We start from the raw sequence: 16435 nt of genomic DNA, 5'->3' as shown, positions 1-16435 counted from the left end.
GAAAGACGGTAAGGGGCGCCCATGAACAAGACTTTCACGCGCCTGAAGTACATCTTCCTCGGCCTGTTCGTGCTGCTGAGCGGCGCCGCCCTGACCTACCACGTCGTGTGGGTATGGCCGAAGGAGAAGTGCGAGAAGCAGGGTCGCCCCTGGGCGGGCAAGTGGATGAAGTGCGGGCGGGTCTATTCGATCGAGACCCTGACGCGCCGCCCGTTGAACGTGCCGCCGATCAATGGCGAGGCGGCGGTTCCGGCTCCCGCGGCTGCTCCGGAAAAGAAGTAGGCTCTACCGCGTCGCGCCCGGCTTCCACAGGACGTCGGCGCGCCCCTGATCGTTGCTCCACCGCGCCGCGACGAACAGAAGGTCCGACAGCCGGTTCAGATACTTGATCGCCGGCTTGCCCACGATCTCGCCCTCCATCTCCGACAACGCCACGCAGGTCCGCTCGGCTCGGCGGCAGACGGTGCGCGCCACGTGCAGGGCCGCCGCCGCCGGCGACCCAGCGGGAAGCACGAACGACGTCAAAGGCGCCATCTCGCCGTTCAGCAGGTCGATCTCGCGCTCCAGACGTTCGACCTGGCCGTCGAGGATGCGCAGGGGCTCCCAATCCGGCTTGCCGTGCTGCTCGGGCGTGGCCAGATCCGCGCCCAGGTCGAAAAGGTCGTTCTGGATGCGCTCCAGCATGGCGTCGAGCTGGGGATCGTTCGCCGTGTGCTGGCGAGCCATCCCGATCGTGGCGTTGGTCTCGTCCACCCCGCCATAGGCTTCCACCCGCGCGGAGGCCTTGCTGACCGGCGCGCCGGTGGCCAGCCGCGTCGAGCCGCCGTCGCCCGTGCGGGTATAGATGCGATTGAGCGTGACCATAGGTCGCGGACTCCGGTTCGACGAAGCAGGTTACCTACGCGCCGCCACGCCGCCACCAGAATGCGGCGGCGACCAGCACGATGATGGCGATGAACTGCAGCAGCACGCGCAGGCGCATCAGCTTGTTCGAATAGGAGCGGCCGAAGTCGCCGCCGCGGAACAGGGCGTAAAGCCCGGCGGCCAGAGCGATCAGGACCGCCAGCAGGGCGGCGGGAACGAGGAAATCGAACAGGTGGCTCATGGCCTCGGAGAATAAGGCGTCGCGTCAAGTCGCGCCATAGAGGCCGGAGCCGTAAGGGCGTCCGTGGCGAGGCGTCGCGCGTTCACCCGCTCCAGGGCGAGGACTTGGTTCGATGACTGTCGTCCGTTGAGCCAATTCGCCGAACCTGTTCGGTGAGCGAATTTGTCGCAGTGACGCTCTGAGAGCGCTCCCATATCTATACCATACGCCTTTGTCCGGCGATTTGAGTTCGCTTTTGCGGTTGCAATGGCCTCCCCCTAGCGTTATTGCGCCCGCTTCCTATTTTTCAGTGTGCGTTCGTTGAACATGATCAACCTCCCCCACCGCGGATCGTTCAACGCCTTTCACTCACCCCAGCGGGGGTAGGAGTTACCTGCAATGGCCCAGAGCGCTCTGCTCTCGACCAACGCTGCGCTCTCCGCGTCCGATCGCGAAGAAGCCATGGCCGAAGTCCGCCAACTGATCACCGACCTGCGCGACGCCGCGCAGGATGGCCGTCAGCTGGCCCGCCGTTACGCCGACGTCCTTCAGAACGTCGTCGATGAGTACTGCATTGAGTTCGAGAAGCGCGCTGAAGCCGCTCTCGCCCGCCTGGAGGCCGCCGCATGAGCTTTGTGTCCGTTAATATCGAGTCCGCCACCGACTCTCCGGTGAAGCTGACCCGCCGGGCCCTGGCCAAGCAGCGCACCCGCGAACGCGTCCTGGCCGCCGCCCGCAGTCTGTTCAGCGAGCGCGGCTATGAAGGCGCGACCATCAGGGATATCGCCCAGGTCGCCGGCATGTCGACCGGCGCCGTGTTCGCCAGCTTCGCCGACAAGTCGGAGCTGTTCGAAGAGATCCTGACCGCCGACTACGAGGTCATCTACGCCCAGATGATCCAGGCCTCGCGCAACGCCAAGACGGTCGACGAAGCCCTGCTGGGCCTGTTCGGCGTCGCCTACGGCTTCCACGTCGAGCAACTGCCGCTGCTGCGCGCCAGCATCGCGGTGTCCTGGACCCGGTCGGAAGCCGCCGAGCGCCGCGCGCGCGGCGATATCAAGCACCTGTTCCATCTGATCGCCGACGCTCTGCAACGGGCCATCGATCAGGGCCAGTTGAAGAAAGATATCGACGTCAAACTCTTGGCTGAAATGAGCTGGGACGTGTATGTCGCCAACTATCGCCGCGCCGTCTACGACGGTTGGTCGGTGGAAGCTCTGCTGGCGCGGCTTTCGGATCAACTGAAGGTGATCTTCGCGGGCGCTCGCGCCTGACGAACGAAACTGGGCGCTCCGTTCGGGGGAACGGAGCGCCTTTGTCACAGCGACGCTAGCGTGTTCGAGGGGGACGTGCGTGGGCGTAAGAGATGATCAGAAGGCGGCGACCCGGGAACGGGTGCTTGAGGCCGCCAGGGACCTCTTCAATGAGGTCGGCTACGACGAGACGACGATCCGCGCCATTGCTGAGCGCGCGGGGGTCTCCGTCGGGAGCGTGTTCACCACCTTCGCCTCCAAGGCCGAGGTGTTGAGCCATGTGATGAACCACCGGCTGGCCGAGCTCTATGCCGAGCTCGACCGCGTGGCGCCGCTCCTGCGCGGCGGCACCGCCGACAAGCTGTGCTCGATCTTCGCCATCCACTACGAGTTCGAGACCCGGCGAGTGAAGCTGTTCCTGGCCCACATCGCCGCCTCATACAATCCGAACAACGATCCGGGCGTTACGCCCTATGGCCGCAATCCGCGTCTGTCCCAGATGCTGCTCGACGTCCTGGAAGAGGGCGTGCGCAAGGGCGAGGTGCGGGGCGACCTGGATCTGCGCCTGATCATCGACACCCTGAAGGCCTCGTACGCCTGGAATTACCGCATGGCCGCCGCGGCTGGCGGGAACATGCCAGCGGCCGAGATGTCGGCGGTCATGGACAAGCAGATCGCGGTGATCGCCGAGGGATGGAAGCCACGGTAACGGGGCGCTTTTTGATCTAGATCATCCGGAACAGGGTGTCCGTCTGGGAATTGTTAACGCGCCACCCAGGAGCGTCGGCATGCGTGTCCCGATCTCGTCCGCCGTCTCTTTCGCCCTTCCGCTGATGGTCGCGGTTCTGGCCGCGACGCCGGCCCTGGCTTGTTCGGCGCGGGCGGCGGCGGGAGACACCATCGCCGGGCCGGTGCTCGAGGTTCCCGCCGCTGGCGTAATCTGCGTGGCCTTGGGCCCCGAGCCGTCGGACTGGGTGCTGGTGCGCCTGGGCGGCGGCGCATCGATCGACCGCAAGGTCCTGATGGCCGCGGTCTTCGCCCGACGGGTGGAGTGCGTGATGGGCGCCGAGGGCCGGGGCCATTGCCGCCTCGACGGCGCCGACGTCGTGAGCCTGGCCCAGACGCCGACCGTGCAGCAGGCCGCGCTCAGCTGGCGCTGAGCACTCCTTTTTTCCTACTGCGGTCCCGCCCCTGGGTTCTGGAACTCGAAGCCGGGATCCTTGCGTCCCTTGCCCGTTCCGAAGGTCCAGGCCAGGGTGATGCGGATATTGCGGGCGTCGGGATCGCGGACGACCAGGCTCTTCAGCGACGGGGTGTCGATCACCTGCTTATCGCGGTAGAGGCCGAGGGCGTCCTGGACGGAGACCAGAAGCGACAGCTGCTCGCTGATCTTGCGGCGGTAGCCGAGGTCTATGCCCGCGAACGGCTTGGCGTAGCCTTGCGGCGTCAGGCGCTTGCCGACCAGGAAGCCGTTGACCTGCAGAAGATCCTTGGGCGTGGCCTGCCAGCTCAGGCTGGCGCGGCCCTGGGCCGTCGTGCCGGTGCGTTTGTCGGTGAAACCCAGGTTGGAGCCGTCCAACTGCGCCCAGAACAGGGTGCTGCTGAGGTTATAGGTCAGCTTGGGCGTCAGCTTGCCGTTCAGGACCAGCTCCAGGCCGCCGTTGCGGGTCTGGGCGACATTGGCCTTGGTGGTGACGAAGACGCCGCCGCCCCGGTCGGTGACCACGTCGGTGACCACCTTGTCGTTCTCGCGGTAGAACAAAGTCGCCAGGGCCATCATCGGCGCCTTGCGGTATTGCCAGCCAAGCTCGAACGAGTGGGTCTGCTGGGGCTTCAGGTTCGGATTGCCGATCCGGTAGTTCAGCGGGTCCAGCAGGAACGGCGCGGGATTGAGGTCGAACGGACCGGGACGCTGCAGCCGCTCGCTGTAGCTGGCGGTTAGTTTCTGCTGGTCGTTCAGCTTGTACGACAGGTGCAGGCTTGGCATCAGCCGGGTGGTGTCGTTGTCGTCCTTGCGGCCGGTCGAGGTCAGATCCAGCTTCGACTGCTCGTAGCGCAGGCCGGCCAGCATCGTCAGGTCGCCGAGCGGGCGCTCGTAAGTGACATAGGCCTGGCTCAGCCGCTGTTCGTAGAAGAACGTGTTGGTCAGGCCAGGATCGATCGCGAGGCCGCTCAGCGCGCCGCCGCGCAGGCCGATATTGTCATAGACGTTGTCGTCGAACTGCAGATCAAAGCCCAGCTTCAGCGTCTGGCCCGGACCCATCGGCCGGACATAGTCGCCCTTGAGGTCGGTCTGGCGGGTGTCGTAGCCCAGCCGCTGCTGGTCGTAGGCGCTGGACGCCGCCGGCGCGGTCGCCGAGGTGTGGCCCGTGCGCGTGCGGTTGTCGTCGGTGACGTCGTAGCTGAGCCTCAGCGAAAGCTCGTGGCCGTCGCCGTCGAACTTGCGGCGCAGACTGCCGACGATCGCGGCGTTGTCGCGGCGCTGACGGAGCGTCATATCGCGCCGATAGGCCTGGATGAGCGCTCCATTGGCGTCCTCGCGCGTGGTGTCGGCGGCGCTGTCGAGCGCCAGGTTGAAGCGCGACAGCCGCGCCTCGCCGCCGATCCGCAGCTTGTCTGAGACGTCGTAGTCGACCGTGGCCTGGCCGGTGACGCCATCGATGTCGAAGTCGGTGGTCCCCTGGGTTTCGCTGTCGAGATTGGCCTGCCGGCGGCGCTCGTAGTCGACCTCGTCGAAGACGTCGCGGCGATAGTTGATGTCGCCGGCGGCCGACAGCTTGCCGCTGTTGTAGCCGATATTGCCCGAAAGGCCGTTGCGGCCGTGGTCGCCGCCCGTGACGCGGATCGAGCTGGTCCGGCCCGCGCCCTTGGCCTTCTTGGTGATCAGATTGATGACCCCGCCCGTGCCGTCGGCGCGGAACTCGGCCGAGGGGTTGGTGATCACCTCGACGCGATCGATGCGCTCGGCCGGCATCTGCTGCAGCGCCTGGCCGCGACCGTCGCCCTGGAACAGGCCCGAGGGCTTGCCGTCGATCAGGATGGTGACGTTGGGATCGCCGCGCATGCTCACATTGCCCTGCACGTCGACCTCGACGGACGGGACGTTGCGCAGGGCGTCGGCGATGCCGCCGGACTGAGCGGCCAGATCGCCCGAGACGCTGTAGCTGCGGCGATCGATCGAGGTGCGCACCGCCGGAGCGTCGGCGGTGATGGTCACGGCGCTGACGCCGTTGGCGGCCTCGGCGGCGGGGGACTTCGCGGCCGGCGCCTGGGAAACGGGCGGTTGCGCGGCGGGGGAGGCCGCGGCGGCGGCTTGGGCGGCGAGCGCGATCCAGACGGTAGGCACTTGAAATTTCCCCTTAGGTCGTTGGCGTCAGCGACGGACTTGGCTAGGATACAGCTGTATTCTGCCTTAGAATACAAGTGTACTTTCGGTAATGGAGTTGGGCGCATGCGGATTTCGGGCGCCGAGAGCCAGATCATGGAAGCGCTGTGGCGCCGCGGTCCGTTGACGCCCGAGGGCGTCGTCGCCGAAGTGGGCGTGGCCCACGACTGGGCGCCGGGCACGGTAAAGACCCTGATCACCCGCCTCCTGAAGAAGGGCGCGATCGCCGGGGCGCGTGAGGCGGGCGGCTATCTCTATCGGCCGCTGGTGTCGCGCGATGACTACGTGCAGTCCGAGAGCCAGAACCTGGTCGACCGGCTTTTCGGCGGCGAGGTAGCGCCCTTGGTCGCACACTTCGCGCAGCACCGGGCGTTGACGGCTAAGGACGTCAAGCTGCTGAAGGACCTGATCGCGGACATCGAGGACGATGGCTGAGCTGTTCGCCGACCTGCTGGACATGAACCTCGCCCTGGCCGTCGCGGTCGCGGCGGTGATGGTCCTGCGCCTGCCGGCGCGGCGGCTGTTCGGGGCGCGAGTGGCGTATGGTCTGTGGAACCTGCCGGTGTTGGCCGTGCTGGCCATGCTGCTCCCCGCGCGAGTGCTGACGGTCCGGGTTCCGGCGGCGTCGGTCGAGGCGGGGCAGACCTCGGTCATGTCCGGAATGACCTCGGCCAATGCTCCGGTCGACATCCGGCCCTATCTGGCGGGGCTGTGGCTGCTGGGCGTGGCCGCCAGCCTGGCCTGGCTGGCCTGGAACCAGCTCCAGTTCGCCCGCGCGGCGAAGGCGGGGAAGGCCGGGCCGGCGGTGATCGGCGTGCTGCGGCCGCGCGTGGTGGTTCCCGACGACTTCGAGGGCCGCTACACCCCGCGCGAGCGCGAGGTGGTGCTGGCCCACGAGCACGCCCACCTCCAGCGCCGCGACCCGCCGGTCAACGCCCTGGTGGCGCTGGCGACCTGCATCAACTGGTTCAACCCGGCCGTCCACGTGATGGGCCGCTGGCTGCGCATCGACCAGGAACTGGCCTGTGACGCCGGCGTGGTCGCCGCCTATCCGAAGGCGCGCCGCGCCTATGCCGAGGCGATGCTGAAGACCCAGCTGGCCGCCCGACCGCTGCCGCTGGGGTGCCACTGGGCGACCCATCCGCTGGCCCAGCGCGTACGGCTGCTGTCGCGCCCGACGCCCAGCCGCTTCCACCGCCTGGCGGGTCTTTCCTGTATCGCCCTGCTGGTCGCGGGCGGCGCCGCGGCCGTCTGGGCCTCGCGGCCGCCGGAGGTGGTGATGGCCTTCGACCCGCCGCGCGTCGTCGAACCGCCACGGCAGGCCCCGCGTCCGGCCAGCGCTCCGGTCGCGCCGCTCGCGCCCAAGGCCGCGCCGCATCGTCCCGTCGCGCCCCCCGCGCAAGTCGCCGTCACCGAGCCGATCCTGGAGCCCGTGGCCGAGCCGCCGCCGGTCGCGATCGAGCTGCCGATGCAGATGCGCCGTGTACGGATCATCCGCGCCGTGGCCGACCGTTCGCAGGTGCGGCCTGGCTCGGCGGTGCGGGTGGTGGCCAGCGGCGTCGCGCCGGACGGCGCCCACCTTTGGGCCGACTTCACCGCCTTCGGCTCGCAGCGGCTCTATCGCAAGGGCGCCTATGAGCGGGGCGGCAGCCGCTATTCGCTGTTCACCAGCGTCGTCCAGCAGGGCGAGCGCCTGCTGGTCACGGTCAGCCTGGGCCGGGGCTTCCGGCCCGACCAGACGGGCTCGATCGATCTCCTGCCCAACCAGACCGGCGTGGTGCGTCTGCCGACCGGCCAGGACATCGTCGTCACTACCAGTGTCCGCGCCGAGACGCCGGACGAGATCGAGGAGGGCCGCCAGCTGACGGCCTACCAGGCGATGTTCGAAGGAATGCGGCGCCCTGAACGGGGTTAGGCTTCCTTGGTCAGCCGCAGGTCCTGGTAGTCGAAGCTGAAGTCGGCCAGCGGCGAGACCGCCTTGACCAGGGCCGAGACCACCTTGCCGTCCTTGAGGTCGAAGGTGAGGAAGGCGTCCTCCTGGGTGCGGTCGTCGAAGACCGTCTTGAAGGTCTCGCCGTCGAAGACCTCCAGCTTGCCCTTCAGGAGCGGGGTCTTGTCGAAGGCGACGTGCAGGCCCTGCTTCTTGCCCCCTTTTCCCTTGGTTGGGCCGACGACCGTAATCGTCACCGTGCCGTACCAGGGGTCGCGATAGACCCCGGCATAGGCGGCCAGCGGCAGGCTGGGTTTGGCGCCGGACGATGGCGTCGTGGCCTTGGCCGCGTCCTTGATCGTATCGGCGTCGGCCTGGGCCTGGACACGCTTGGACGAGGCGATCCAGTCGAAGTCGCCGCGGCCCTGCAGGCGGTCCGGCCCGCCGTAGCGCATCGAGCGCAGGACCGGGTTCTCCTCGGCGTTGGTCATGACCATGATGCCGGATTTCCGGCCCGGCAGCAGGCCCGTGTAGGAGATGAAGCCGGCCAGGCCGCCGGTGTGCCACAACAGGCGCTCGCCGCGATGATCCTGCACGAACCAGCCCAGGGCGTAGGCCTGGATCGACGGACGGACCGGGTTCTCCGTGATCGGACCATCGGTCGAGGTGGTGATGGTCTGCGGCTTCCACATCTCCCTGGCCGAGGCCTCGCTCCACAGGCGCTTGCCGTTGGGCGACAGCCCCAGGCCCAGCTGGACCATCAGCCACTGGGCGATGTCCTTGGGCGTGGAATTGACCCCGCCGGCCGGACCCGCCGCGTCGAAGCTGCCGTCGAACGGCAGCACGGTCTGCGGACCCAGGCCCCGCACGGGCGGGCCCAGGCGGCAGTGCGGCTCGGCGCGGCGGGCGCGGTCGACCAGGGCCGGGCTCGAGACGGTGTCGTTCATGGTCAGCGGCTGGAAGATCCGGGTCTTGATGACCTCTTCCCACCTCGTCCCGGTGACGGTCTCGATCAGCACGCCGGCGGCCACATACAGCACGTTGTCATAGGCGTAGCCGCCCCGGAACTGGCCGCCGATCGGCAGGTACTTCAGCCCCGCCACGATGTCGGCGCGGGTGTGGGTGGGCGAGGGCCAGATCATCAGGTCGCCGGCCCCCAGCGTAAGCCCGCTGCGGTGGACCAGAAGGTCGCGGACGGTCATCAGCTTGGTGACCACCGGATCGCTCATCTGGAACGACGGCATGTACTTGGTGACCGGCGCGTCCCACTCCAGCTTGCCTTCCTCGACCAGCATGGCGATCAGGGCGGCGGTCATGGCCTTGGTGTTGGAAGCGATGCCGAAAGCGGTGTTTTCGTCGACCTTGTCCTGGCCCCCTAGGCGCTTGACGCCATAGCCCTTGGCCAGGGTGACCTTGCCGTTCTCTACCACCGTGACACCCAGACCCGGCTGATCGGGGAAGGCGGCCATGACCTCCTGGGCGAACTTGTCGACCGCCGCGCCGACCGCGCCGGTGTCCTGGGCAAGGGCGCGGTTGCCGAACGCCGCCAGACCCCCGGTCGCGAGCGCGGAGACGAGGGCGGTGCGTCGGGTCGTGGCGATCATGGAGACGTCCTTGTTTGAGGGCGCGAGGCTAAGCTGAGCCTCGGCCTATGGACAAGCCTCAGTTCCCGCCATCCAGAAGCCGGCGCGCGATCACCTGGGCCTGAATCTCGCCCGCGCCCTCGAAGATGTTGAGGATCCGGGCGTCGGCCAGCAGGCGGCTCGCCGCATATTCCATGGCGAAGCCGTTGCCGCCGTGGATCTGCAGGGCGTTGTCCGCCGCCGCCCAGGCCACGCGGGCGGCGATCAGCTTGGCCATGCCGGCCTCGAGGTCGCAGCGCTTGCCCTCGTCCTTCTGGCGGGCGGCGTAGTAGGTCAGCTGGCGCACGCCCATGATCTCGGCGGCCATCATGGCCAGCTTGTTGGCCACGCGCGGGAATTCGAAGATCGCCTGGCCGAACTGCTGGCGGTCGAGCGCATAGCCGAGGCCGGTCTCCAGCGCCGCCTGCGCGACGCCCACGGCGCGGGCGGCGGTCTGGATGCGGGCGCTCTCGAAGGTGGCCATCAGCTGTTTGAAGCCCTGGCCCGGGACGCCGCCCAGCAGGTTCTCGGCGGGGACCGTGAAGCCGTCGAAGGCGAGCTCATATTCCTTCATGCCGCGATAGCCGATCACCCCGATCTCGCCGCCGCTCATGCCCTGGGCAGGGAAGTCATCGCCCGGGGCGCCGCGCGGCTTGGGCGCCAGCAGCATGGAGAGGCCGCGATAGTCGGTGGTGGCCGGGTCGGTGCGGACCAGCAGGGTCATGACGTCGGCGCGGGCGGCGTGGGTGATCCAGGTCTTGTTCCCGGTCACGACGTAGTTCTCGCCATCCAGCGTCGCGCGGGTGCGCAGGGACCCCAGGTCGGAGCCGGTGTTCGGCTCGGTGAAGACGGCGGTCGGCAGGATCTCGGCGCTGGCGATGCGGGGCAGCCAGTACTGCTTCTGCTCTTCCGTGCCGCCGGTCAGGATCAGCTCGCCGGCGATCTCCGAGCGGGTGGCCAGCGAGCCGACGCCGATCCAGGCGCGCGACAGTTCCTCGGAGACCACGCACATGGCGGTCTTGCCCATGCCCGAGCCGCCATATTCCTCGGGGATGGTCAGGCCGAACACGCCCAGGGCGCCCAGCTCCTCGACCAGCTCGATCGGGATCAGCTGGTCCTTCAGGTGCCATTCGTGGGCGAAGGGGGTGACCTTTTCCTCGGCGAAGGCGTGGAACTGGTCGCGGATCATCTCGAAGGTCTCTTCGAGACCGGTATGCTCCAGCGTCGGGCGGCCGCGCGCCTCGGCCAGGCGCTGGGCGACGCGGGTCTTCACGGCCTGCGTGCCGCCCTCGACCATCAGCTTCATCAGGCCGTTGGAGTAGAGCCGGTTCAGCACGGCCCGGTCTTCGACCAGATGGGCCGGGCGGACGATCTCGCCCTGGTTCATCGGCACGCCGCCGACCAGTTGGGCGCAATATTCGCTGAACAGCAGCTGGGCCAGCAGGGCCTCGATCTCGCCGAACCGGCCCTCGTCCTGTAGCCGCTCGGCCCAGCCGGCGACCTGGTTCAGGAGCTCGGCATAGGCGGCGTACCAGCCATAGCCATGGACTCGGTGCTGGTGGACGTCGGCCAGCTTGCGGTCGATCTTGCCACCGTCCGGCGCGATGTGGGCCAGCACCTGCGGCTTGGCCTCGGCCACGAACAGCTGGGCCGCATCGGCGGCCTCGCGCAGCAGGCCGATCAGGCCCGGCAGGATCAAGGTATCAGTCGTGTTCCGGCTGACCGTATCGGTCATGGCTTGCTCCCCTGCGCCAAACAGTTGTTTTCTTTCACCCTGACGCCTTTCGCATCTGCGAGCAATGCCGCAGCGCAACATGCGGTTCAAAAATCGGGGAAGAAACCATGCTGACGGTCCACCACCTGAACGAGTCGCGCTCGCAGCGGATCCTGTGGCTGCTTGAGGAGCTAGACCTCCCTTACGAGATCGTCTTTCACACCCGTGACCCCAAGACCCGCCTGGCGCCGCCGTCGCTGACCGCCATCCATCCGCTGGGCAAGTCGCCCGTGATCGTGGATGGGGATCTCACGATCATCGAGTCCGGCGCGATCATCGACTACGTCATCCGCCGTCATGCCGAGGGGCGCCTGGCCCCCGATCCGGCCAGCGCCGACTACGACCGCTACCAGCAGTGGCTGCACTATGCCGAGGGCTCGGCCATGCTGCCGCTGATGCTCAACATGTATGTCGGCCGCCTGGGCGAGGCCGGCGCGCCGCTGCACCCGCGCATCCAGGGCGAGATCGCCAACCACCTGGCGTTCGTCAACGACCACCTGGCGGGGCGCGAATATTTCGTCGGCGAGACCCTGACCGGCGCCGACATCCAGATGAGCTTCGTGCCTGAAGTGGCCAAGGCCATGGGGCGTCTCGCCGACTATCCGAACATGGCCGCCTGGATCGAGCGGATGCACGCGCGCCCGGCCTGGAAGGCGGCGCTGGACAAGAGCGGGCCTTACGCTCTGGGGGCGTAAGCCGGCTCAGCCGCCGACGGCGATAACTTCGATTTCCAGCGAAGCGCCGCCGGCGGCGATCGCCAGCAGGCGGTCGACATTCGGATGCGCGCCCGGGCGCTCGCGCGCATCCGCCGTGTGCTCGGCGAACACGATCAGGCCCTGTTCGGCCGCCCGCGCGTCCAGGGCGCCGAAGCGCTGCTTCAGATACTGATAGACGGCCAGCGAGCCTTGCTGGCCCGGCTGGTTCTCGATGCTGGCGACCACGGCGCCGTCGGCGTCGACGAGATCGATGCGCCGCACGCCGTCGATGGGCGGCAATCGCCGAAGGTTGTCCTTGAACGTCGCGCCCGGTTGAATCATCGCCCGCTTTTCTCAACTGCCTGAGCCATCGCGGGCGGGCCTGTAGCACCGCTCGCGGATGTTCGCCACGGGGGGCGCGAAGCCCGGTCCCGGAACTTTTTTCAACATGAACGAAATCTGCTGAAGCCGTCCGCGCTACCGTTCAGCTTCACCCTGTCATGGTCTGTCTCACGGGGTTGCTGACCCCGGACACCTTCAAAGGGACATGAGACCATGACCATTTCGACGAAGATCAAGACCATCGCCCTGACCCTGGGCGCCGCCGCCACCGCTCTGTCGCTGGCCGCCGCCCCGCAAGCCAGCGCCGGCGTCGTCGGCTGCAAGGCCTCGGGCTCCAAGCAGGAAGTCGGCGCGGTCGTGGGCGGCCTGCTGGGCGCTCTGGCCGGCAACAAGATCGCCGGCAAGGGCGATCGCGGCACGGGCACGGCCATCGGCGCCGTGGTCGGCGCGGGCGCCGGTTCGGCGGTCGGCTGCGGCATGCAGAAGAAGGACGCGGCCCAGGAGGTCGGCGGCATCTACAAGTCGGGCGGCTATCGCTACGCCCAGACCGTCCAGGCCGCTCCGCTGATCGCGACCAAGGGCAAGTATGTCGCCCGTTCGACCCTGAACCTGCGCGCCTCCGCCTCGACCCGCGGTGAACGCCTGGGCGCGGTCGCCTCGGGTGAGACCTTCCAGGCCCTGGGCCGCACCGGCGACGGCAAGTGGATCCTGGTCGGCCAGGACGGCGTCGGCGTCGGCTATGTCAGCAGCGCGTACGTCTACCGCGCCTAACCAGGCCTAGCGTTTCGGGGCGCGTCCGCTCCGTCCCTCTGGCCGCGCCTTCGAGGAGAGCCCGTTCGGTCGCCCCCATGACCGGACGGGCTTTTTCGCGCGCGTTACGAGAGGGCGCTGACCCCGCCCAGCCAGGTCTGCCAGATCACCACCAGCGCCCAGTGCAGGATCACCGCCGGCCAGAGGGAGCCGGTCTGGCGCTTCATCACCGCGCAACCCAGGCCCAGCACGGCGCAGCACAGCAGGAAGTCGGGGCGGAGGAAGATCGAGGCGGCGGATTTCAGGAAGGTCAGGCCCTCGACGACGTGCCAGAGCGTATAGAGGCCGGTGGAGACGGCGATCTCCAGCCTCGGGCGGGCGCTTCCGTTGGGGCCGGGCGTCAGCATACCCCGGAACGGGATCTCCTCGCCGAGGGCGGGGATGAGGAACACCACCAGCATCCGCAGGGCGAGGCCCGGTTCGGTCGGCTGCAGGCGGTAGAGGCCGGTGACGAAGCCGATGGCCATCATCGGCGCCAGGGTGGCGGCGGAGACGGCGAGGCAGAACAGCCAGCCGCGCGGGGACGGCAGGGTGCTGAGGCTGGTGAGGAGGCGGTGGCGGTAGATCGTCAGACTCAGCGTCATTCCCAAGCCCTCCTCTCGTTCGTCATTCCCGCCCTTGTGGCGGGAACCCCTCTATCCGCCGCAGGTGTGGAGGGGGCGGACTGCTGAGCAGTCCGCTTGCATCTCACGTGTCAGCTGACCCAGGGGTTCCCGCCACAAGGGCGGGAATGACGGTGTTTTGGGGGCTAGGTCCGCCACCGCAGCGTCTGATCCTTCACCGGATTGACGAACGCCCGGCCCCCTTTCCGGCTGGCGGCCCACTCGCGCTTGCACTGGTGGTACCAGCGGGCCTGCTGGTCGGCGTCACCCACCCACATCAGCGGCGGGTTCTGTCGCAGCCCCGGCGTCTGGGCCGCGACGATGGCGCCGTCCTGGCGCAGGAAGGCGCGGGCGGCCACGCGGATGATCGGATAGAGCGCCGTGAACGCCCAGTGATCCGACCACATGATCTGATTCATCCGGGTCTTGTGGGCGTTGATCGGCGTCATGGCCGACAGGGCCAGCACCTGCTTGTCGCCGACCGTCACATGCTCCCAGCGCAGCCCCGGCAGGCGGAAGGTGATCTCGGTCAGCGGTTCGCCGCCCAGGATGGCGTAGGCCTTGGAGTTCTTGGACGGCTCATGCCGCACCATGGTGAAGCCGGCCTCGGACGGGCTGAAGGTCTTCTTCTTCTCGTGCTGGCTGGTCTTGGTCCGCCACCACCATTGCTGGTGCACGAACGGTCCGTGGGCTGGGTCGATCAGGCCCAGCACGGCGTGGTCGATGTGGATGTCGTAGTCCAGATGGTCGACCAGCTTGGGCTTGCCGCCCACGATCCCGGGGATGGTCGGCGGCGGCTCGGGCGGCTGGCCGTCGAAGCGCGGGTCCGACGACATCCAGATCCAGACCATGCCCTGCTGCTCGACGGTGGGATACTTACGCACCCGCACCTTGGAGATGTCGAAGTCGCTGTCGGCGGTCAGGGACGGGATCGACTTGCACGCGCCGTCCGGCCCGAAGCGCCAGCCGTGATAGGGGCACTCGACGCTTTCGGTCCCGTCGGCCTCGCGGTGGACGCGGCCGGCCGAGAGGGCGGCGGCGCGATGGGGGCAGATGTCGCGAATGGCGTAGACCTCGCCCGCCCGGGTACGGCCCAGCAGCACCGGCTCGGCCAGATACTCCCGCTTCTCCATCCTGCCCGGCTTAAGGTCGGGCGACAGGGCGGCGACGTACCAGGCGTCCCAGACGAAGCCTTCGCCGAACTTGTCGCCAAGGGGCTGCTTGGCTGGACTGGCGCCGGGCTTGGCCTTCAGGAGCGGAACGTCGTCGGGCATGCGAGGGTTTCTAGCGGGCTTGGGTGAACGCTGTAACTTGAGGCGCAGTGTCGCAGCCGATTGCGACATCCGTGCTTGGACTCAGAAAAGCGTCAGCCAGAAGCCTGGACGGTCTCCCACCGCCAGGCGCGCCCAACCGAGTTCCCCCAAACTCACGCCCTGCCCGACGGGCTCACCGCGACGCGGCGGTCTCCACCAGGCGCTGATAGAAGCGCACCATTCGCCCGACATTGTCCAGGCTGATGTGTTCGTCGGTGCCGTGGATGATCTTGGTCTCGTCGACCTTCAGCACCAGCGGCTGGAAGCGGTAGACGTCGCTGGCCACGCCGGTCAGGTAGCGGCTGTCGGTGCCGGCGGTGACCAGGCCGGGCACCACCGGAGCCTTGCTCTCGTCCGCCGCCAGGCCCGCCAGGGTCTTCCAGGCGTCGGAGCTGGTCGAGGAGATCGGCGAGGGCTCGTCGGTTTTGGTCCAGCTGAGCTCGACCGGCAGTTTGCCGACCGCGTCCTTGGCCCGCGCCATGACTTTGGCCGAGCTGTCGCCCGGCGCGATGCGGTAGTTGATCCAGGCGGTGGCGTCCTGCGGCAGGACGTTTTCCTTGGGCGAGCCCTTCAGCATGGTCGGGGCGATGGTGGTGTGCAGCATGGCCGCGCCCGCGGGCGTCTTGGCCGTGACCTTCACCAGCAGCGGCGCGAACAGCCAGGTGTTGGCCGCGAAGACCTTGACCACGGGCGAAGCGTGCGGGGCGATGGCCTTCAGCATGTCGGCGCCGGGGCCCTGGAACTTCATCGGCGCCTGGTGCTCGTCGATCGCCTGCACCGCCTTGGCCAGGGTGACGACGCCGCCGCCGTCGGCCGGCGGGGCCGAGGAGTGGCCGCCGACCGCGGGGGCCACGACCTTCATGGTGCCATAGCCCTTCTCGGCCGTGCCGATGATGGCGGCGGGCTTGCCGGTGACAGGATGGTCGGCGACCACGGCCATGCCCTCGTCCAGCACGAACTGGGCCTTGATGTCGCGCGACTTCAGCAGCGCCGCGGCGGCGCGAGCGCCCACGCCACGCACCTCCTCGTCATGGCCGCTGACGACGATGACGGTGCGCACGGGCTTGAAGCCGCTGGCGGCCACCGCGTCGATCGCCTCGAACAGGGTGACCAGAGAGCCCTTGTCGTCGATCGAGCCTCGGCCCCAGACCGCGCCGTCGGCCACCACGCCGTCGAACGGCGGATGGGTCCACTGGCCCTCGCTGCCCGGGGTGACCGGCACCACGTCCTGGTGGGCCATCAGCACGATCGGCGGCAGGGCCGGGTTCGAGCCGGGCCAGGTGTAGACCAGGGTGTGCTCGGCCACGACCTCGCGGGTCATGACCTTGTGGGCTTCCGGATAGGTCGCCTGCAGCCAGGCGTGCAGCTTGTCCCACTCGGCCGGCTGGTCCTCGGCCCTGTCCTGGTGGCTGATGGTCTGGAAGCGGACGGCCTGCGCCAAGTGGCCGGCGACCCTGTTGACGTCCACCGGACGCGCGGCGGCCAGCTTGACGCTGGCGGGATCCACCACGGCCGGCGCCTTGAAGGTGGCGGTCCGCACCGCGACCACGGCCGTCACGGCCAGGACCAGACCCACGGCCGTCAGCGCGACCTTACCCCCGACACCCATCCGTCACTCCCCAGGC

Annotated in this window: 18 protein-coding genes; 9 read left to right on the top strand and 9 right to left on the bottom strand. The window is 68.3% G+C overall.

Annotated elements, in window-relative coordinates:
• Positions 1 to 21: 21 nt before the first annotated feature.
• Positions 22 to 282, top strand: coding sequence for a hypothetical protein (locus AC1RNC_RS11670; RefSeq protein ID WP_492837216.1), 261 nt, complete (start codon positions 22 to 24; stop codon positions 280 to 282).
• 3 nt (positions 283 to 285) lie between these two features.
• On the opposite strand, the gene AC1RNC_RS11665 is transcribed toward AC1RNC_RS11670, so the two are convergent.
• Both AC1RNC_RS11665 and AC1RNC_RS11660 read right to left on the bottom strand, forming a co-directional pair.
• Positions 286 to 864: a cob(I)yrinic acid a,c-diamide adenosyltransferase gene (locus AC1RNC_RS11665; RefSeq protein ID WP_492886360.1), complete on the bottom strand. Its 579-nt coding sequence runs from the start codon at positions 862 to 864 to the stop codon at positions 286 to 288.
• Between the two features lie 34 nt (positions 865 to 898).
• Complete coding sequence (locus tag AC1RNC_RS11660) at positions 899 to 1105, bottom strand: twin transmembrane helix small protein (RefSeq protein WP_125155340.1); 207 nt, start codon at positions 1103 to 1105, stop codon at positions 899 to 901.
• Positions 1106 to 1483: 378 nt separating this feature from the next.
• On the opposite strand from AC1RNC_RS11660, the gene AC1RNC_RS11655 reads away from it, so the two are divergent.
• The 4 genes from AC1RNC_RS11655 to AC1RNC_RS11640 all read left to right on the top strand — a co-directional run bounded on the left by AC1RNC_RS11655 (position 1484) and on the right by AC1RNC_RS11640 (position 3497).
• Positions 1484 to 1714 carry a CC0731 family SpdR-regulated protein gene (locus AC1RNC_RS11655; protein ID WP_492837214.1) on the top strand — a complete coding sequence of 77 codons (231 nt, stop codon included), beginning with the start codon at positions 1484 to 1486 and terminating at the stop codon, positions 1712 to 1714.
• Positions 1711 to 2358, top strand: a complete 648-nt coding sequence (locus tag AC1RNC_RS11650; protein ID WP_492837213.1) for a TetR family transcriptional regulator — start codon at positions 1711 to 1713, stop codon at positions 2356 to 2358. Before AC1RNC_RS11655 ends, AC1RNC_RS11650 begins: the two co-directional genes overlap by 4 nt.
• 79 nt (positions 2359 to 2437) lie before the next feature.
• On the top strand, positions 2438 to 3046 hold the full coding sequence (locus tag AC1RNC_RS11645) for a TetR/AcrR family transcriptional regulator (protein WP_492837212.1): 609 nt from the start codon (positions 2438 to 2440) through the stop codon (positions 3044 to 3046).
• A 79-nt stretch (positions 3047 to 3125) separates the two neighbouring features.
• Positions 3126 to 3497, top strand: coding sequence for a hypothetical protein (locus AC1RNC_RS11640; RefSeq protein WP_492837211.1), 372 nt, complete (start codon positions 3126 to 3128; stop codon positions 3495 to 3497).
• Between the two features lie 14 nt (positions 3498 to 3511).
• Here AC1RNC_RS11640 and AC1RNC_RS11635 read toward each other — a convergent pair whose 3' ends face one another.
• Positions 3512 to 5683, bottom strand: a complete 2172-nt coding sequence (locus AC1RNC_RS11635) for a TonB-dependent receptor domain-containing protein (protein ID WP_492886357.1) — start codon at positions 5681 to 5683, stop codon at positions 3512 to 3514.
• Between the two features lie 105 nt (positions 5684 to 5788).
• Between AC1RNC_RS11635 and AC1RNC_RS11630 the strand changes: the two genes are divergently transcribed.
• Together AC1RNC_RS11630 and AC1RNC_RS11625 are read left to right on the top strand one after the other, a co-directional pair.
• Complete coding sequence (locus tag AC1RNC_RS11630) at positions 5789 to 6157, top strand: BlaI/MecI/CopY family transcriptional regulator (RefSeq protein WP_492837209.1); 369 nt, start codon at positions 5789 to 5791, stop codon at positions 6155 to 6157.
• A complete protein-coding gene (locus AC1RNC_RS11625) occupies positions 6150 to 7637 on the top strand; it encodes a M56 family metallopeptidase (protein WP_492886355.1) in 1488 nt (495 codons plus the stop codon). Before AC1RNC_RS11630 ends, AC1RNC_RS11625 begins: the two co-directional genes overlap by 8 nt.
• On the opposite strand, the gene AC1RNC_RS11620 is transcribed toward AC1RNC_RS11625, so the two are convergent.
• Both AC1RNC_RS11620 and AC1RNC_RS11615 read right to left on the bottom strand, forming a co-directional pair.
• Positions 7634 to 9256: a serine hydrolase gene (locus AC1RNC_RS11620; RefSeq protein WP_492886353.1), complete on the bottom strand. Its 1623-nt coding sequence runs from the start codon at positions 9254 to 9256 to the stop codon at positions 7634 to 7636. The two genes, AC1RNC_RS11625 and AC1RNC_RS11620, sit on opposite strands and share 4 nt — an antisense overlap.
• Positions 9257 to 9314: 58 nt before the next feature.
• Positions 9315 to 11009 (bottom strand): acyl-CoA dehydrogenase family protein, encoded by a 1695-nt coding sequence (locus AC1RNC_RS11615; protein WP_492886351.1) that lies wholly within the window; start codon positions 11007 to 11009, stop codon positions 9315 to 9317.
• Between the two features lie 107 nt (positions 11010 to 11116).
• Here AC1RNC_RS11615 and AC1RNC_RS11610 point away from each other — a divergent pair, with 107 nt between their 5' ends.
• Entirely contained in the window at positions 11117 to 11743 is a 627-nt protein-coding gene (locus tag AC1RNC_RS11610) for a glutathione S-transferase family protein (RefSeq protein WP_492886349.1), read from the top strand.
• A 6-nt stretch (positions 11744 to 11749) separates the two neighbouring features.
• On the opposite strand, the gene AC1RNC_RS11605 is transcribed toward AC1RNC_RS11610, so the two are convergent.
• The gene (locus AC1RNC_RS11605) at positions 11750 to 12085 is read right to left on the bottom strand and encodes a DUF2322 family protein (RefSeq protein WP_492886347.1); all 336 of its coding nucleotides are present in this window, start codon (positions 12083 to 12085) and stop codon (positions 11750 to 11752) included.
• A 213-nt stretch (positions 12086 to 12298) separates the two neighbouring features.
• Between AC1RNC_RS11605 and AC1RNC_RS11600 the strand changes: the two genes are divergently transcribed.
• Complete coding sequence (locus AC1RNC_RS11600; RefSeq protein WP_492886345.1) at positions 12299 to 12856, top strand: SH3 domain-containing protein; 558 nt, start codon at positions 12299 to 12301, stop codon at positions 12854 to 12856.
• 104 nt (positions 12857 to 12960) lie between these two features.
• On the opposite strand, the gene AC1RNC_RS11595 is transcribed toward AC1RNC_RS11600, so the two are convergent.
• The 3 genes from AC1RNC_RS11595 to AC1RNC_RS11585 all read right to left on the bottom strand — a co-directional run bounded on the left by AC1RNC_RS11595 (position 12961) and on the right by AC1RNC_RS11585 (position 16419).
• Complete coding sequence (locus AC1RNC_RS11595) at positions 12961 to 13479, bottom strand: CPBP family glutamic-type intramembrane protease (protein ID WP_492886343.1); 519 nt, start codon at positions 13477 to 13479, stop codon at positions 12961 to 12963.
• A gap of 164 nt (positions 13480 to 13643) precedes the next feature.
• On the bottom strand, positions 13644 to 14771 hold the full coding sequence (locus AC1RNC_RS11590) for a Rieske 2Fe-2S domain-containing protein (RefSeq protein WP_492886341.1): 1128 nt from the start codon (positions 14769 to 14771) through the stop codon (positions 13644 to 13646).
• A 172-nt stretch (positions 14772 to 14943) separates the two neighbouring features.
• Positions 14944 to 16419: a M20 family peptidase gene (locus tag AC1RNC_RS11585; protein ID WP_492886339.1), complete on the bottom strand. Its 1476-nt coding sequence runs from the start codon at positions 16417 to 16419 to the stop codon at positions 14944 to 14946.
• Positions 16420 to 16435: the final 16 nt, after the last annotated feature.

Source organism: Caulobacter sp. GW822-FHT01G02 (assembly GCF_058802865.1).
This window is presented reverse-complemented; position numbering and strand designations above follow the sequence as displayed.

Coding starts and splice junctions, on each gene's coding strand:
- AC1RNC_RS11670 (WP_492837216.1), top strand. CDS start 22: ATGAACAAGACTTTCACGCGCCTGAAGTACATCTTCCTCGGCCTGTTC.
- AC1RNC_RS11665 (WP_492886360.1), bottom strand. CDS start 864: ATGGTCACGCTCAATCGCATCTATACCCGCACGGGCGACGGCGGCTCG.
- AC1RNC_RS11660 (WP_125155340.1), bottom strand. CDS start 1,105: ATGAGCCACCTGTTCGATTTCCTCGTTCCCGCCGCCCTGCTGGCGGTC.
- AC1RNC_RS11655 (WP_492837214.1), top strand. CDS start 1,484: ATGGCCCAGAGCGCTCTGCTCTCGACCAACGCTGCGCTCTCCGCGTCC.
- AC1RNC_RS11650 (WP_492837213.1), top strand. CDS start 1,711: ATGAGCTTTGTGTCCGTTAATATCGAGTCCGCCACCGACTCTCCGGTG.
- AC1RNC_RS11640 (WP_492837211.1), top strand. CDS start 3,126: ATGCGTGTCCCGATCTCGTCCGCCGTCTCTTTCGCCCTTCCGCTGATG.
- AC1RNC_RS11630 (WP_492837209.1), top strand. CDS start 5,789: ATGCGGATTTCGGGCGCCGAGAGCCAGATCATGGAAGCGCTGTGGCGC.
- AC1RNC_RS11625 (WP_492886355.1), top strand. CDS start 6,150: ATGGCTGAGCTGTTCGCCGACCTGCTGGACATGAACCTCGCCCTGGCC.
- AC1RNC_RS11620 (WP_492886353.1), bottom strand. CDS start 9,256: ATGATCGCCACGACCCGACGCACCGCCCTCGTCTCCGCGCTCGCGACC.
- AC1RNC_RS11615 (WP_492886351.1), bottom strand. CDS start 11,009: ATGACCGATACGGTCAGCCGGAACACGACTGATACCTTGATCCTGCCG.
- AC1RNC_RS11610 (WP_492886349.1), top strand. CDS start 11,117: ATGCTGACGGTCCACCACCTGAACGAGTCGCGCTCGCAGCGGATCCTG.
- AC1RNC_RS11605 (WP_492886347.1), bottom strand. CDS start 12,085: ATGATTCAACCGGGCGCGACGTTCAAGGACAACCTTCGGCGATTGCCG.
- AC1RNC_RS11600 (WP_492886345.1), top strand. CDS start 12,299: ATGACCATTTCGACGAAGATCAAGACCATCGCCCTGACCCTGGGCGCC.
- AC1RNC_RS11595 (WP_492886343.1), bottom strand. CDS start 13,479: ATGACGCTGAGTCTGACGATCTACCGCCACCGCCTCCTCACCAGCCTC.
- AC1RNC_RS11590 (WP_492886341.1), bottom strand. CDS start 14,771: ATGCCCGACGACGTTCCGCTCCTGAAGGCCAAGCCCGGCGCCAGTCCA.
- AC1RNC_RS11585 (WP_492886339.1), bottom strand. CDS start 16,419: ATGGGTGTCGGGGGTAAGGTCGCGCTGACGGCCGTGGGTCTGGTCCTG.